This is a genomic window from Pseudarthrobacter sp. NamE2 (genome assembly GCF_005796205.1).
Lineage (GTDB): Bacteria > Actinomycetota > Actinomycetes > Actinomycetales > Micrococcaceae > Arthrobacter.
Map to the genome: position 1 here is coordinate 47,439 of NZ_VAHN01000011.1, position 13,552 is coordinate 60,990.

A 13,552-nucleotide genomic window follows, 5' to 3' on the forward strand; every position below is an offset into this window, starting at 1 on the left:
GGGATGGGCTGCCGTTCCGGCTACTTTGCTGCCCACTCCAGCAGCCGGTCCACCGGCCATGTGGTGATGATCCGGTCCTCCGGGACGTCGTTGCGGGCGGCACGCTCAGCACCGTACTGGAGGAAGTCCAACTGCCCGGGCGCATGTGCGTCGCTGTCGATGGAGAACAGGCAGCCGGCCTCGAGGGCGAGCTGGATCAGCGGGTCCGGCGGATCCTGCCGCTCGGGCCGCGAGTTGATTTCCACCGCCACATTGTTCTCGGCGCACGCGGCGAAGACTTCTTTGGCGTCGAATTCCGACGGCGGACGCGTCCCGCGCGAGCCCTCGACCAGCCGGCCCGTGCAATGGCCCAGGACGTTGGTGTGCCGGGCAGTGATCCCGCCCAGCATGCGCCGGGTCATGGTTTTCCGGTCCGCCCGCAGTTTCGAGTGGACGCTGGACACCACAATGTCCAGCCGGTCCAGCAGATCCGGCTCCTGGTCCAGCTCGCCCGACTCAAGGATGTCCACTTCGATGCCCGTCAGCAGGCGCACCCTGTGCGGCCGGCCGTCCCCCGCGGATTGGCCGTCGGCATTGATTGCGGCCACCGCGTCCAGCTGGTTGAGCAGCCGTTCCGGGGACAGGCCGTTGGCGATGGTGAGGTTCGGCGAGTGGTCCGTGAGGGCCAGGTATTCGCGCCCCAGCACCTCGGCGGCCGCGACCATCAGCTCGATGGGGGAACCGCCGTCGGACCAGTCGCTGTGGCTGTGGAGGTCGCCGCGGAGGGAATCCCGCAACTCCGCACCGCCGGTGGCCAGCGGCTGGGCCCCCTTTTCGCGGAGGTCCGCCAGGTAGTCCGGGACCCCGCCTGCCACTGCCTGCTGGATGACCTGGTACGTCCGGTCGCCGATGCCCTTCATGGATTTCAGCCGGCCGGTCCTGGTCCGTGCCGCCACTTCCTCCGGAGCCAGGGGGGTGATGGCGGCGGCGGCCTTCCGGAAAGCTTGGACCTTGAACGTGGCAGCGCGTCCGCGCTCCAGCCAAAAGGCAATCTCATTGAGCGCTGCAACGGCATCCATCCGTCCATCTTCACCTGTCTTTCCCGCCCAGGCACGCTGTTTTTGACCGATTTTGGATATTCCATGAGTAGGCCCTATAGTTGTGGAGTCCCGTTCGGAGAAACGCAGAGGACAAAGACGGAAAGCTTTGCTTTACGCCTTTTATTTTGTTCCGGACAGGTTCTGGCCCCCATCGTCTAGCGGCCTAGGACACCGCCCTTTCACGGCGGCGGCACGGGTTCGAATCCCGTTGGGGGTACGCAAGGAACTGGTCAGACAGGCTAAAAAAGTCTGGTAGGCTGGAAGCCTTGAAAAAAGCAGTAGGAATACTGCCAAAGCAAGAAACGCAAGGCCCTGTAGCGCAGTTGGTTAGCGCGCCGCCCTGTCACGGCGGAGGTCGCGGGTTCAAGTCCCGTCAGGGTCGCTCTGATTGCTGGAAGCATTTCCGGCTCTCAAGGTGACTAGTCACCTAGGCTCTGTAGCTCAGTTGGTAGAGCGTTCGACTGAAAATCGAAAGGTCACCGGATCGACGCCGGTCGGAGCCACCACTGGGAAGCATCAGTTCTTTGGAACTGGTGCTTTTCTGCTTTAAGGCCCGTTTCACCGGTCCAAATGGCCGCACCGCAAACGCACCGGTGCACACAACACATTCGGGGCACGGACTACAGACGAATACACAAGAGTTTGATATCAAAAGCAATTTGAACGCTTCCAGCAGCCTAAGGAGAGCAGAATGTCCGCCATACGCAGCGCAGGCCCAACCGGCCAACAGGATGGGAAAGGGCGGCCGGCGCCCGGGAAAGGGTCGCCGGCCGGGGGACCGAAGCAATCAACCGGCCGCGGCACAAGGCAGCTGCCCGCCTGGGTCTTCTGGCCTGCCGCCGCAACGATCTTGGCCTTCGTCCTCTTTGCGGCTGTCTTCCCCGGGGCGGCAACTGCGATGTTCTCGGCCATCCAGGGGAACGTCATTAATTGGTTCGGCTGGTACTACGTGGCAGCCGTCGCGCTCTTCGTCGCTTTCTCTCTCTGGATCGGTTTGAGCCACTACGGGGACATCAAGTTGGGTAAGGATGACGACGAGCCGGAGTTCTCCGTCATGTCCTGGTTCGCGCTGCTGTTCGCGGCAGGCATGGGAATCGGCCTTGTCTTTTTTGGCGTGGCCGAGCCCCTGAACCACTTCGCATCGCCGCGTCCTGGAGTCGAAGGAACACCCATCGTCCTCGCCCAGCAGGCCATGACGCAGACTTACCTGCATTGGGGGTTGCATGCTTGGGCAATCTATGTTGTGGTGGGCGTTTCCATCGCCTACGCCGTGCACCGGAAGAACCGGCCCATCTCCATCCGTTGGACGCTTGAGCCCCTCCTGGGCAGCAAGCGCGTGGCCGGCGGCTGGGGCAATGTTATCGACGTCGTTGCGCTTGTTGGGACGCTGTTCGGCGTCGCAACGTCGCTCGGCCTCGGTGTCCTGCAGATTTCCGCGGGACTGGATCAGGCGAACATCCTCCAGGCCACCACCATGACGCAGATCGGCCTGATCCTCGGCATTATCACCTTGACCATCATTTCCGTGGTCTCAGGAGTCGGCAGGGGAATGAAGTGGCTGTCCAACACCAATCTCGTCCTGGCCGCCCTGCTGATGCTGGTTGTGCTGTTCACGGGGCCCACTTTGTTCCTCCTCCGTGAGTTCGTCCAGTCCATCGGCAATTACCTCCAGAACGTCGTGGGCCTCACCTTCAATACCCTGGCTTTCTCCGGCGCGGAGGGCGAGGCCTGGCAGGCGGCCTGGACCACCTTCTACTGGGGCTGGTGGATGTCCTGGGCACCATTCGTAGGCATTTTTATCGCCCGGATTTCCAAGGGCCGCACCGTCAGGCAATTCGTAGCCGGGGTCCTGCTGGTCCCCACCACCGTAGGATTCCTGTGGTTCGCGGTAATGGGCGGCGCGGCGATCCATCGCGAACTGTTTGGCGCCGGGGGCCTGATCGGCGAGGACGGCAGTGTGGACACCGAGGGGGCTTTGTTCACCATGCTGGGCAGTCTGCCGGGCGGAACCCTACTGACCATTGGCGCCGTTCTCCTGATTGCCATCTTTTTCATCACCTCAGCGGACTCGGGTGCCCTCGTCATGGGCATGATCTCTACCGGAGGGGATGTGGAACCCAAGAACTGGCTCCGCATCTTCTGGGCCCTTTCCGCTGCTGCAGTAGCCATTGTGCTGCTGCTCGCCAACGGACTCCAAGCCATCCAGACCGCAGCAATCCTTACCGCAGTGCCCTTCAGCGTGGTGATCATTCTGATGTGTGTGGCCACCGCCCGTGCTTTCCACGTGGAACACGAAACCTTCATGCGCGCCCAGCGCAGGTTGGCCCGCGACCAGCTGGCGGCCCAGGTTACCGAGCGGATGCAGGATTCCATGCAGGATTCGGTGCAGGAGCACTACCAGGAGCACGTTGCAGGGCAGCTCCACGAGTCCGTGCAGGAGCACGTGGCCGAAGCCGTGGAGGCGCAGCTGGCCGAACGGCTGGCTACTTCAGTCGCTCCGGCGGCAGCAGATACCCCGTCCGGGGCCAAGAATCCCGCTCGGGGAAGCCGGCCCCTTTAGGCCGCGGAACCGCTCGGCAAGCCCTCTGCAGGATCGTAAGGGGAAGCGCCTGTTCTTTTGCGCCGGCGCTTCCCTTCACCTGTTTTTGGCCTCCAAAGGTGGGATTTGTCCCCCTCGCAACTTCAGGAAAGAAACATTTGACGGCTTTCAGATGGTGTGGCACGCGCGCGCTGTGGAATGCGTAAGCGCTTGCACAACGAGGTCCGGCAAGGTTTTCCGGCCCACGAAACATGGTTTGAGTTCCGGCCCTGGCGCTGCCTAGCGTGTAACCCGGCCCGGATATCCCCGGTATCCGCAAGGGCCCGCACCGGGACCCCACCCAGGTCCCGCCCCTCGACACGAAGGCGTCCTCGATGACGCCTGCGGTGTTACCGGGACGCCGGAGTGCGGAGGAACCAGGGCGCCCGCCCGTCTTCCACGAACAGTTTCAACTCCGCGAGAAGAGCAACCATGCACAAGCACCCCCAATCACCCCGGACGCTGCGGTGGCGGTCTGCCGCCGCGGCACTGGCGGCATCCGTTGCGGCTTCGGCTTTCCTGGCCGTGCCGTCGGCGCAGGCGAACGAGCCCGCCGATCCGCCTGCCTCAGAGCAGATGCCTGCCCCCACCCCCGGGTTCCCGCTTCCCACGGAACACTCCCAGCAGGCCTTCGACCCGGCGTCGGACTTTACCGCAAAGTGGACCCGCGCCGATGCCAGCCAGATCATGGCGCAGAGCAATCCCTCTGTTGCTCCCGGCCAGAACTCCATGAGCCCCGACGTCACCATGCCGGAAATCCCCGAGGACTTCCCCGCCATGAACGAGGATGTGTGGGTCTGGGACACCTGGTCCCTGACGGACGAGCACGCCAACCAGATCAGCTACAAGGGCTACGACGTCATCTTCTCGCTCGTCGCGGACCGCCACGCCGGGTACAACTTCGACCAGCGCCACTGGAACGCCCGCATCGGCTTCTTTTACCGGAAGACCAACGCCGATCCGGCCAAGGACAAGTGGAACTACGGCGGACACCTCTTCGTGGACGGCTCGTCCATCGGCAACACCGAATGGTCCGGCTCCACCCGCCTGATGCAGGGCAACCACGTCAACGTGTTCTACACCGCAACCACCTTCCACGACGTGGCTGAACGCAACGCCGGCGGCGGGGGGATTGCCCCGGACGCCGCGATCGCCAAGGCGCTGGGCAATATCCACGCCAACGAGGAGCGCGTGTGGTTCGACGGCTTCGAGCACACCAAGCTGCTGGAGCCGGACGGCAAGATGTACCAGAACAAGGAGCAGAACCCCGGCTTCGCGTTCCGCGACCCGTTCACCTTCGCCGACCCCGCCCACCCGGGCAAGACCTTCATGGTCTTCGAGGGCAACACCGCCGGCAACCGCGGCGAGTACCGCTGCACCGAGGAGGACCTGGGCTATCGCGAGGGCGACGCCAACGCAGAGTCGCTCAACGGGGTGAACAGCAGTGGCGCCTACTACCAGACCGGAAACGTGGGCCTGGCCGTGGCGGACAACAAGGACCTGACCAAGTGGTCCTTCCTCCCGCCGATCCTGTCCGCGAACTGCGTCAACGACCAGACTGAGCGGCCGCAGATCTTCATCCAGAACGAAAACGGCAGGAACAAGTACTACCTGTACACAATCAGCCACCAGTTCACCTACGCGGACGGCATGCGCGGCCCGGACGGAGTCTATGGCTTCGTGGGCGACGGCGTCCGTTCGGACTACCAGCCCGTGAACAACTCGGGGTTGGCCCTTGGTTCCCCGACCGACCTCAACCTGCCGGCCAACAACCCGAGCGGGACCATCTCGGGCCAGCAGAACGGCCGCCAGTTCCAGGCCTACTCGCATTACGTGCAGCCCAATGGCCTGGTGCAGTCGTTCATCGACAACGTCAACGGCGTCCGGGGCGGGTCACTGTCACCCACGGTGAAGATCAACTTCAAGAACGGCGTCACCCAGGTGGACCGCAGCTTCGGCCAGAACGGCCTCGGCCCGTTCGGCTACCTGCCCACCAACGTAAAGGTCGGCGGCAAAGGCCACTACAAATAAACCGCGGTTCCTGCCGTGATGCCGGTCGAGGCGCGCGGCTCCGCCCGGGCGGGGGTGTCCTTGGGGGACGCCCCCGCCCGGCCCCTTCAGCCACAACGCCTCGGGGCACCAGCACATCCGGGCATGCTGGGGATAGGGTTGGATCAACAGAAGGGGGAGTGCCTGATGGAATACCAGAATCCGCAACCCGGGCAGGGCGTCCATGGCGCCGCAGCGCCTGTTCCCGGCCTTGGCCGCACCGTAATCTCCGAGACAGCCGTAGCCAAAGTGGCAGGGATAGCGGCACGCGCAGTGCCGGGTGTCTACTCCCTTGGCTCGGGTCCGTCCCGGGCGCTTGGCGCCATCCGTGACGCAGTGGGCAGCAGCACAGACCACGCGGCGGGCGTCCATGCCGAGGTAGGCGAAACCCAGGTGGCAGTGGACATCAACCTGGTGGCAAGCTACGGAACGCCCCTCCATGCCCTCGCCAACCAGGTGCGGGCGGCTGTCTACCGGGCGGTGGAGGAACTGGTGGGACTGCAGGTCATCGAAGTGAATGTCGAAGTCACCGACGTCTATGTGCCTCCTCCCGTAAAACCATCCCCTGCAGGCACCACCGAACGGGAGGCGCTGCTGTGAACCTCACTGTTGCAGGTGCCGTGATGGGCGCCTTTGTGGCTTTTATGTCCCTCCAGTTCGGCCTGTGGGGTTTCCTGGTGTCCCTGCTCTTTATAGCCATAGGTGCGCTCCTGGGCCGCGCCGCCGAGGGCAAGCTGGACCTCCGTGGGGTCCTCGACGCCATCATCGGCCGGCGTTCCTCATCATGAGCACGCCCGCCCCGGCCGTGCGGGGGCAGGCATTCAGCGGCCACAACCGCATCAGCACGCAGGCGTTGACCAGCCTGGCCAAGGCTGCGGCGGCCTCTGCCCTGGGCGTCGACCCCCAGGATGTGAGGGCAAATTGGACGGACGACGACGGCCTGCTGGCTTTGTCCCTCGTCACGCCCATCAGCATCCCGCCGCTAAGGGCGGTGGCCCTGGACCCCGGGCGGGTCCAGGCTTTCGGCGGTTCCATCTGGGAACGCACCGTCCAGGCAAAAGCCCGCATTCTTGAGACCGTCACGGAACTCAGTGGTGCCCGCCTCAGCCGCGTGGACATCAGGATCAGCGGCGCCAGTATTCATGAAGGAGGCCGGGTCCAGTGAGCAGCAGCGTGGACGCCGGGACCAAACAGTCCCGCACCAGGCAGAGCCGCCGCAGCAGCGGCCAGGGCCCGGACATGCGCCGGGTGCTGCATCGGGAGACCCACTCGTCACGTGCGGCCGTGGCCGTGGTCGCCGCGGTCCTGGTCATAGTGCTGGCCGCGTACGGTCTCCTGGAAGCAGCAGTGCATGCCATCGGCCAGCCCGCGTGGCTGATCGAACCGCAGGTGGCGGCGCAACGGCTTGTGGAACTCCCTGCCGGGATATCACCGCTGCTTCTGGCCGCCATAGGCGGCGTCGTGGCCATGGCCGGCCTGGTCTTCCTCCTCAACGGCATCCTGCCGGGCCGGCGTGCCCGCCACCTCCTTCCGGGAGCGGGGCTGACCGCCGCAAGTCCCGCCGTCGTCGTTGACGACGAAGTCATTGCTTCCTCCCTCGCCCGTCGTGCCCAGCTTGCGGCCAACGTGACCCCCGAGCAGGTCATGGTGGTGGTCTCCCAGCGGCAGGTACTGGTGAACGTCCGGCCCACGTCAGGAGTGCCGGTGGACGAAGGCACGGTCCTGGCCGCCATTGAAGACGAGCTCGGGCAAATGGCGCTGGAGCCGGCACCCTCAGCACGTATCAACGTGACGGCGTCAGGAGTGGTGGGCGCATGAACAGCACCCCAAGCCTCCTGAACCGCATCCTGCTCACGCTGCTGGGACTGGTGCTCCTGGCTGCCGGTCTCCTGCTGGTCCTCCTGGCAACCGCGCCGGCGGTCGCGAACTGGTGGCAATCCTGGTCCCCGGGAGTGTGGGCCGGGATCAACCAGGCCTTCAACGCCACCAGGTTCCCGGGACGGGGCGAAAGCTGGCTTTGGATTCTGGTGGCGCTGGCCCTGTTGCTGCTGATTGGGCTCATGGTGGCCTGGATCGCCCAGCAGGGCAAAGGCCGGGACAACCTGCTGGCCGCCGAGTACGATCCCGGCGAGGTTCCCGGCGATGTGCGGGTTGGCGGGGGAGTGGCGGAGCAGGCTTTGAAGCACGCACTCGCCGGGCGCCCGGACCTGGCCGGGGCAAGCGTTACCACGTACAGCGTCAAGGGCTCGCCCGCCCTGAAGGTACGGCTCCTGCCGCGGCAGGGGGTGGCACCCCACCTGCTGGCTGCCGAGGTTTCCGGACTGCTGTCCGCCCTTGAAGCGGTGGTGGGCAGGGAAACCCCGGTGCTCATCCACATCGCTGCCGGAGCGCGGACGCGCTTCGGCAGGGCCGAGCGCGTCCGCTGACACGTCACTCCCGGCGCAGGTAAACGGCCGAATCCACCGGAACTTCGCGTACAGTTGCCAGCTCCCCGGCGGGAACGGGGCCGCTGGCCAACACCACTGTGTACCCTTCCGGAACCGGCGCGGACGCAAAGCCCATGTTGGCAACAACCAGGACGTCCCCGTTCTGGAATGCCAGCAGCCCGCTCTCCGGCGCGTTGATTTCCGCCCACTCCAGGCTGCCGCGGCCCAGATTCTGTTCGGCGCGGAAAGCAAGGGCAGCACGGTACAGCTCGAGGGTTGATCCCTCCTCGCCGTCCTGAACGTCGGCGGCGAGGGGACCGAAGCTTTCGGGCTGGGGAAGCCACGGCTGTGCGCTCCCGTTGCCCGCGGTCCCGAACCCGTAGCCCGGCAGCTTCGCGGCCCAGGGCAGCGGAACACGGCAGCCGTCGCGTCCTGTTTCGGCGCCCTGCGTGCGGAAGAAGGTGGGGTCCTGGCGGGCGTCTGCCGGGAGCGTAGTGTGCTCCGGCAAACCGAGTTCCTCGCCCTGGTACAGGTACGCTGAGCCAGGCAGCGCCAATGACACGAGGGTGGCAGCACGGGCGCGGGCCAGTCCCAGTGCTGCGTCCGGCTGTTCATCGTCCGCCGCAATGCCTTTCGGGAACGTGGTGGGATCGGAGAGCCCGAACCGGGTGGTATGCCGGACGGTGTCATGGTTGCTCAGCACCCACGTGCAGGGCGCGCCCACGGAGGCCGCCGCTGCCAGGGAGGCGTCGATGGCCTCTGCCATGCGCTCGGCGTTCCATCCCGCCAGCAGGAAATCGAAGTTGAAGGCCTGCTGCATCTCGTCGGGCCGGACATAGCGGGCCAGCCGTTCTGCCGGTTCCACCCACGCCTCGGCCACCATCATCCTGTCGCTGCCGTATTCGGCCAGGACCCGGTGCCAGTCACGGTAGATATCGTGGACACCGTCCTGGTCAAAGAAGGGCGACGGTGGGTAGACCGGCGACACCGCACGGTGCGGTTCCTCGGCGTCGGTATGGGCGCCCGGGGCGTCACCGGGCGGGGCGGGCTCCCTTGGCACGGCCGATGTCCCCTCCACCATGGCTGCTGCGCCGTCCCAATCGGGAAGGCCCTTTTCCTTGACCATGCCGTGCGCCACATCCACCCGGAAACCGTCCACGCCCCGGTCAAGCCAGAAGCGCAGCACGGAGCGCATCTCCTCATGGACCTCGGGGTTTTCCCAGTTGAGGTCGGGCTGCTTGGTGTCGAACAGGTGGAGGTACCACTCGCCCGGTGAACCGTCCGCCTCCGTCACCCGGCTCCAGGCGGGACCGCCGAAGATCGACTTCCAGTTGTTGGGTGGCCTGTTGCCGTCGCCGGAGCCGGGAACCGAGTCCTTGCCGGAGCGGAAGATGTACCTGTCGCGGGCGCGCGAGCCCGGTTCCGCCGCCAGCGCTTCCTGGAACCACACATGTTCGTCCGAGGTGTGGTTGGGCACGAGGTCCACGATCACCTTCAGCCCCCGGCGGTGAGCCTCCAGCAACATCGCGTCGAAATCCGCCAAAGAGCCAAAGAGCGGGTCCACCTGGCGGTAGTCCGCAACGTCGTACCCGCCATCGGCCTGGGGCGATTTATAGAACGGCGACAACCAGATTGCGTTAACGCCCAACTTCTCAAGGTAGGGCAGGCGGTCCATAATGCCCCGGAGATCGCCCATCCCGTCACCGTTCCCGTCCGCAAAGGAACGCGGGTAGATCTGGTACACAACGGCATCGGCCCACCATTGAGGGGGTTGGCCGGAAACCGGAAAGGTCTGCTTGGACATTTGGTTCCCCTGAGATAACTTTTTGATGTAAACGCTTGCACCGAACGCAGCAACCTTACTAGTGTGACAGTCACCACATCAACCTCACTAGCAAGCGCACTGTCGACTTACTTGTTACTCAGCGAGGAGCTTCAAGCTAATGAAAACCCCTAGATTCCTATTTCCGGCAGCCACTGCCGGCATCCTTGCCCTGACGCTGACCGCCTGTGGCGGCGGCGGAGGCGGCGGGACCACGGGCGGCGGGAGCGACGCCGAGGCAAACCTCGATGGCCGGGGTCCCATTACGTACGTGCAGGGCAAGGACAACAACAACGTGGTGCGTCCGCTGATCGAAAAGTGGAACGCCGAGCACCCGGACGAGAAGGTCACCTTCAAGGAGCAGACCGACCAGGCCGACCAGCAGCACGATGACCTGGTCCAGCGTTTCCAGGCCAAGAGCACCGACTATGACGTGGTGAGTGTCGACGTGGTCTGGACGGCGGAATTCGCCGCAAAGGGCTGGCTGCAGCCGCTCAAGGACAAGATGGCGATCGATACCAACGGCATGCTTGAGGCGCCCGTCGAGTCGGCCTCCTACAAGGGCACGTTGTACGCCGCTCCCAAGGACTCGGACGGCGGCATCCTCTACTACCGCAAGGATCTGGTCCCCGAGCCCCCCAAGACGTGGGACGAAATGATGGAGATGTGCTCCATTGCCAAGGAAAACAACATCGGCTGCTACGCAGGCCAGTTCAAGCAGTACGAAGGCCTGACAGTGAACGCTTCCGAGGCCATCAACTCCGCAGGCGGATCCGTGCTGGACGACGAGGGCAAGCCGAGCCTGAACACCCCGGAGGCCGAGGAGGGCCTGAACAACCTGGTGGAGGCTTTCGCGAACGGCAACATCCCCGCAGAGGCCATCACCTACCAGGAAGAGGAAAGCCGCCGCGCCTTCCAGGAAGGCAAGCTGCTGTTCCACCGCAACTGGCCCTACATCTACAGCCTGATCAGCACTGAAGGTTCCTCGCAGGTGAAGGACAAGTTCGGCATGGCGCCACTGCCGGGCAAGGATGGACCCGGTGCTTCTTCCCTCGGCGGCCACAGTGCGGCCATCAGCGTCTACTCCAAGAACAAGGCGACAGCCCTGGACTTCATCAAGTTCCTCACCAGTGAGGAACAGCAGAAATTCTTTGCAAACCAGGCGTCCCTCGCCCCCGTCCTGAGCTCCCTGTACGAGGACCAGGAACTGGTCTCCAAGCTGCCGTACCTCACCGTGCTGCAGGAGTCGATCGCCAATGCAGTTCCGCGTCCTGTCACCCCGTTCTACCCGGCGGTCACCCAGGCCATCCAGGAGAACTCGTACGCGGCGCTGAAGGGCGAAAAGAGCGCCAAGCAGGCTCTTGAAGACATGCAGAAGTCCATCGAGTCGGCCGGCGCAGGATCGCAGTAAGGCCATGGCAACCGAATTGGGCCCGACGCCGGTCAAGCCGGCGTCGGGCGCCCCCGCCGTTCATCACGGCCCCAAGGGCGTAGGTGAAGACAACAGGATCCTCAGCCAGGGCAAGTGGGCATCCTGGCTGCTGGCTCCCACCATCATCGCCTTGGGCGTCGTGATCGTTTACCCGATCATCAGTGCTATTGTGATGTCCTTCCAGAAGGACGCCGGGCTGGACCCGGCAACCGGCCTGTTCACTGCAGGCGGGCCCGCGGGTATCCAGAACTATGTCAACTGGCTGGGCCAGCAGTGTGCAGCTCCCGGTGGCGGCACGGTGGCTTGTCCGCCCGGCACCTTGGGCGGCCAGTTCTGGTCAGCAACCGGAACGACCTTCCTGTTCACCGTTATCACAGTGGCGCTGGAAACCGTCCTTGGTTTCTGGATGGCCATGATCATGGCACGAAGCTTCAAAGGCCGCGGCCTGGTGCGGGCAGCGGTGCTGGTTCCGTGGGCCATCCCCACTGCTGTCACGGCCCAGCTGTGGCTCTTCATGTTCGACTTCAATGGCATCATCAACAAAGTGTTCAGCGCGTCCATCCTGTGGACCGGCAGCGAATGGCCGGCCAAGTGGGCGGTCATCATCGCCGACACCTGGAAGACCACGCCGTTTATGGCGCTGTTGATCCTTGCCGGCCTGCAGATGATTCCTGCCGAGGTTTATGAGGCGTCCAAGGTGGACGGCGCCAGCGCCTGGCAGCGGTTCCGCCTGATCACGCTGCCGCTGGTGAAGCCGGCACTCATGGTGGCCATCCTGTTCCGAACCTTGGACGCGCTCAGGATGTTCGATCTTCCGTACATCCTCACCGGCGGCGCGAACAACACAACTACGCTGTCCATCCTGGTGATCAATCAGATCCGGCAAGGCTTCAATTCAGCCGCCGCGCTGTCCACCATCACGTTCCTGATCATCTTCCTGGTGGCGTTCATCTTTGTCCGCTTCCTTGGGGCAAACGTGGTGGAACAGAGCGGGGCAACCGGTAAGGGGAAGAAATGACAACTGCAACTGCTTCCTCCAGCGTTGGTGCCGGGCAGGGCACTGCAAGCAGGGCATCGCAGAGCCGGGAACAATGGGCAAGCGTCCGCACGTACATCAGTGCGGCCGTCATCCTGATCTGGTGCCTGGCCCCGGCGTACTGGATGGTGGTGACCGCGTTCCGCCAAGTGGGCTTCACCTACGACACCACGCCGTGGCCCACCCACGTGACCCTGGACAACTTCCTCACCGCGTTCGATACCTCGTTCGGCAACCGGTTCGGCCAGGCCCTGCTGAACAGCATCATCATTGGTGTCACGGTGACGGTGATCTCGCTGATCATCGGTGTCTTCGCGGCCTACGCCCTGGCCCGGCTGAACTTCCGGTTCAAGTACCTGGTGCTGGGCTTCATCCTGGGCGCTTCCATGTTCCCGGGCGTTGCCCTCATCACCCCGCTGTTCCAGCTGTTCACCAACATCGGCTGGATGGGCACCTACCAGGCGCTGATCATCCCGAACATTTCGTTCGTGCTGCCGCTGACCGTCTACACCCTGACGTCCTTCTTCCGCGAGATGCCGTGGGAACTTGAAGAATCAGCCCGTGTGGACGGCTGCACCCAGGGGCAGGCTTTCCGGAAGGTCATCATGCCGCTTGCCGCTCCGGCAATCTTCACCACGGCAATCCTGGCGTTCATCTCCTCGTGGAACGAGTTCCTGATCGCCAGCCAGCTGTCCAACGAGGCCACCCAGCCGGTCACGGTTGCGATCGCCAGCTTCGCCGGTGCGCAACCCAACCAGATCCCGTACACCGCCATCATGGCCGCGGGCACCATCGTCACCATTCCGCTGGTGATCCTGGTGCTCGTCTTCCAGCGCAAGATTGTGGCCGGCCTGACAGCCGGTGCAGTCAAGTGACGGGCGATGCTTCCCGCTCCCGGAACCCGGGGGCGGGAAGTAACCGCCGGCGGGTCCGGTCCGGCGAGGATTTTGACATCATCATCGGGTTCCTCGGCTTTTGGGCCCTGGTCCTGCTGGTGGTCACCGTTTGGATGGAAGTGACAGCGCAGCCTGCCCTTGGTTGGGCCCTTGGCCTGCTGGCAACGCTCCTTGCCCTGTACGGCATGGTGCGGCTGCGCCGGAAGCTCCCGGATCGCAGGTAACAGGGCAGGG

Annotated in this window: 13 protein-coding genes and 3 tRNA genes; 14 read left to right on the top strand and 2 right to left on the bottom strand. The window is 64.4% G+C overall.

The window, feature by feature from the left end; all coding sequences use genetic code 11:
* Positions 1 to 20 precede the first annotated feature (20 nt).
* Positions 21 to 1,058, bottom strand: a complete 1,038-nt coding sequence (locus FDW83_RS13570; RefSeq protein ID WP_138138617.1) for a PHP domain-containing protein — start codon at positions 1,056 to 1,058, stop codon at positions 21 to 23.
* A 165-nt stretch (positions 1,059 to 1,223) separates the two neighbouring features.
* On the opposite strand from FDW83_RS13570, the gene FDW83_RS13575 reads away from it, so the two are divergent.
* The 10 genes from FDW83_RS13575 to FDW83_RS13620 all read left to right on the top strand — a co-directional run bounded on the left by FDW83_RS13575 (position 1,224) and on the right by FDW83_RS13620 (position 8,132).
* A tRNA-Glu gene (locus FDW83_RS13575) sits at positions 1,224 to 1,296 on the top strand.
* A gap of 91 nt (positions 1,297 to 1,387) precedes the next feature.
* Positions 1,388 to 1,461 (top strand) — tRNA-Asp (locus FDW83_RS13580).
* Between the two features lie 48 nt (positions 1,462 to 1,509).
* Positions 1,510 to 1,585, top strand: a tRNA-Phe gene (locus FDW83_RS13585).
* A 185-nt stretch (positions 1,586 to 1,770) separates the two neighbouring features.
* Entirely contained in the window at positions 1,771 to 3,639 is a 1,869-nt protein-coding gene (locus FDW83_RS13590) for a BCCT family transporter (RefSeq protein ID WP_138138618.1), read from the top strand.
* A 450-nt stretch (positions 3,640 to 4,089) separates the two neighbouring features.
* Positions 4,090 to 5,688: a glycoside hydrolase family 68 protein gene (locus FDW83_RS13595; protein ID WP_138138619.1), complete on the top strand. Its 1,599-nt coding sequence runs from the start codon at positions 4,090 to 4,092 to the stop codon at positions 5,686 to 5,688.
* Positions 5,689 to 5,853: 165 nt separating this feature from the next.
* On the top strand, positions 5,854 to 6,306 hold the full coding sequence (locus FDW83_RS13600; protein ID WP_138138620.1) for an Asp23/Gls24 family envelope stress response protein: 453 nt from the start codon (positions 5,854 to 5,856) through the stop codon (positions 6,304 to 6,306).
* Positions 6,303 to 6,494: a DUF2273 domain-containing protein gene (locus FDW83_RS13605; protein WP_138138621.1), complete on the top strand. Its 192-nt coding sequence runs from the start codon at positions 6,303 to 6,305 to the stop codon at positions 6,492 to 6,494. The genes FDW83_RS13600 and FDW83_RS13605 overlap by 4 nt, the downstream gene beginning before the upstream one ends.
* On the top strand, positions 6,491 to 6,871 hold the full coding sequence (locus FDW83_RS13610) for a hypothetical protein (protein ID WP_138138622.1): 381 nt from the start codon (positions 6,491 to 6,493) through the stop codon (positions 6,869 to 6,871). The genes FDW83_RS13605 and FDW83_RS13610 overlap by 4 nt, the downstream gene beginning before the upstream one ends.
* Positions 6,868 to 7,524, top strand: a complete 657-nt coding sequence (locus FDW83_RS13615; protein ID WP_138138623.1) for a hypothetical protein — start codon at positions 6,868 to 6,870, stop codon at positions 7,522 to 7,524. The genes FDW83_RS13610 and FDW83_RS13615 overlap by 4 nt, the downstream gene beginning before the upstream one ends.
* Entirely contained in the window at positions 7,521 to 8,132 is a 612-nt protein-coding gene (locus FDW83_RS13620) for a hypothetical protein (RefSeq protein ID WP_138138624.1), read from the top strand. The genes FDW83_RS13615 and FDW83_RS13620 overlap by 4 nt, the downstream gene beginning before the upstream one ends.
* A 4-nt stretch (positions 8,133 to 8,136) precedes the next feature.
* Here the strand turns inward: FDW83_RS13620 and FDW83_RS13625 are convergent, their stop codons facing one another.
* Complete coding sequence (locus FDW83_RS13625; RefSeq protein WP_138138625.1) at positions 8,137 to 9,936, bottom strand: glycoside hydrolase family 13 protein; 1,800 nt, start codon at positions 9,934 to 9,936, stop codon at positions 8,137 to 8,139.
* A 139-nt stretch (positions 9,937 to 10,075) separates the two neighbouring features.
* On the opposite strand from FDW83_RS13625, the gene FDW83_RS13630 reads away from it, so the two are divergent.
* The 4 genes from FDW83_RS13630 to FDW83_RS13645 are packed head-to-tail and all read left to right on the top strand — an operon-like array spanning position 10,076 to position 13,542.
* The gene (locus FDW83_RS13630; RefSeq protein ID WP_138138626.1) at positions 10,076 to 11,365 is read left to right on the top strand and encodes an ABC transporter substrate-binding protein; all 1,290 of its coding nucleotides are present in this window, start codon (positions 10,076 to 10,078) and stop codon (positions 11,363 to 11,365) included.
* A 4-nt stretch (positions 11,366 to 11,369) separates the two neighbouring features.
* Complete coding sequence (locus tag FDW83_RS13635) at positions 11,370 to 12,404, top strand: carbohydrate ABC transporter permease (RefSeq protein ID WP_138138627.1); 1,035 nt, start codon at positions 11,370 to 11,372, stop codon at positions 12,402 to 12,404.
* Entirely contained in the window at positions 12,401 to 13,297 is an 897-nt protein-coding gene (locus FDW83_RS13640) for a carbohydrate ABC transporter permease (protein ID WP_138138628.1), read from the top strand. The genes FDW83_RS13635 and FDW83_RS13640 overlap by 4 nt, the downstream gene beginning before the upstream one ends.
* Positions 13,294 to 13,542: a hypothetical protein gene (locus tag FDW83_RS13645; RefSeq protein ID WP_138138629.1), complete on the top strand. Its 249-nt coding sequence runs from the start codon at positions 13,294 to 13,296 to the stop codon at positions 13,540 to 13,542. Before FDW83_RS13640 ends, FDW83_RS13645 begins: the two co-directional genes overlap by 4 nt.
* Positions 13,543 to 13,552: the final 10 nt, after the last annotated feature.

Bases quoted from the DNA above. Each gene is read 5' to 3' on its own strand.
- FDW83_RS13595 (WP_138138619.1), top strand. From the start codon at position 4,090: ATGCACAAGCACCCCCAATCACCCCGGACGCTGCGGTGGCGGTCTGCC.
- FDW83_RS13640 (WP_138138628.1), top strand. From the start codon at position 12,401: ATGACAACTGCAACTGCTTCCTCCAGCGTTGGTGCCGGGCAGGGCACT.
- FDW83_RS13590 (WP_138138618.1), top strand. From the start codon at position 1,771: ATGTCCGCCATACGCAGCGCAGGCCCAACCGGCCAACAGGATGGGAAA.
- FDW83_RS13625 (WP_138138625.1), bottom strand. From the start codon at position 9,936: ATGTCCAAGCAGACCTTTCCGGTTTCCGGCCAACCCCCTCAATGGTGG.
- FDW83_RS13630 (WP_138138626.1), top strand. From the start codon at position 10,076: ATGAAAACCCCTAGATTCCTATTTCCGGCAGCCACTGCCGGCATCCTT.
- FDW83_RS13620 (WP_138138624.1), top strand. From the start codon at position 7,521: ATGAACAGCACCCCAAGCCTCCTGAACCGCATCCTGCTCACGCTGCTG.
- FDW83_RS13600 (WP_138138620.1), top strand. From the start codon at position 5,854: ATGGAATACCAGAATCCGCAACCCGGGCAGGGCGTCCATGGCGCCGCA.
- FDW83_RS13635 (WP_138138627.1), top strand. From the start codon at position 11,370: ATGGCAACCGAATTGGGCCCGACGCCGGTCAAGCCGGCGTCGGGCGCC.
- FDW83_RS13610 (WP_138138622.1), top strand. From the start codon at position 6,491: ATGAGCACGCCCGCCCCGGCCGTGCGGGGGCAGGCATTCAGCGGCCAC.
- FDW83_RS13570 (WP_138138617.1), bottom strand. From the start codon at position 1,058: ATGGATGCCGTTGCAGCGCTCAATGAGATTGCCTTTTGGCTGGAGCGC.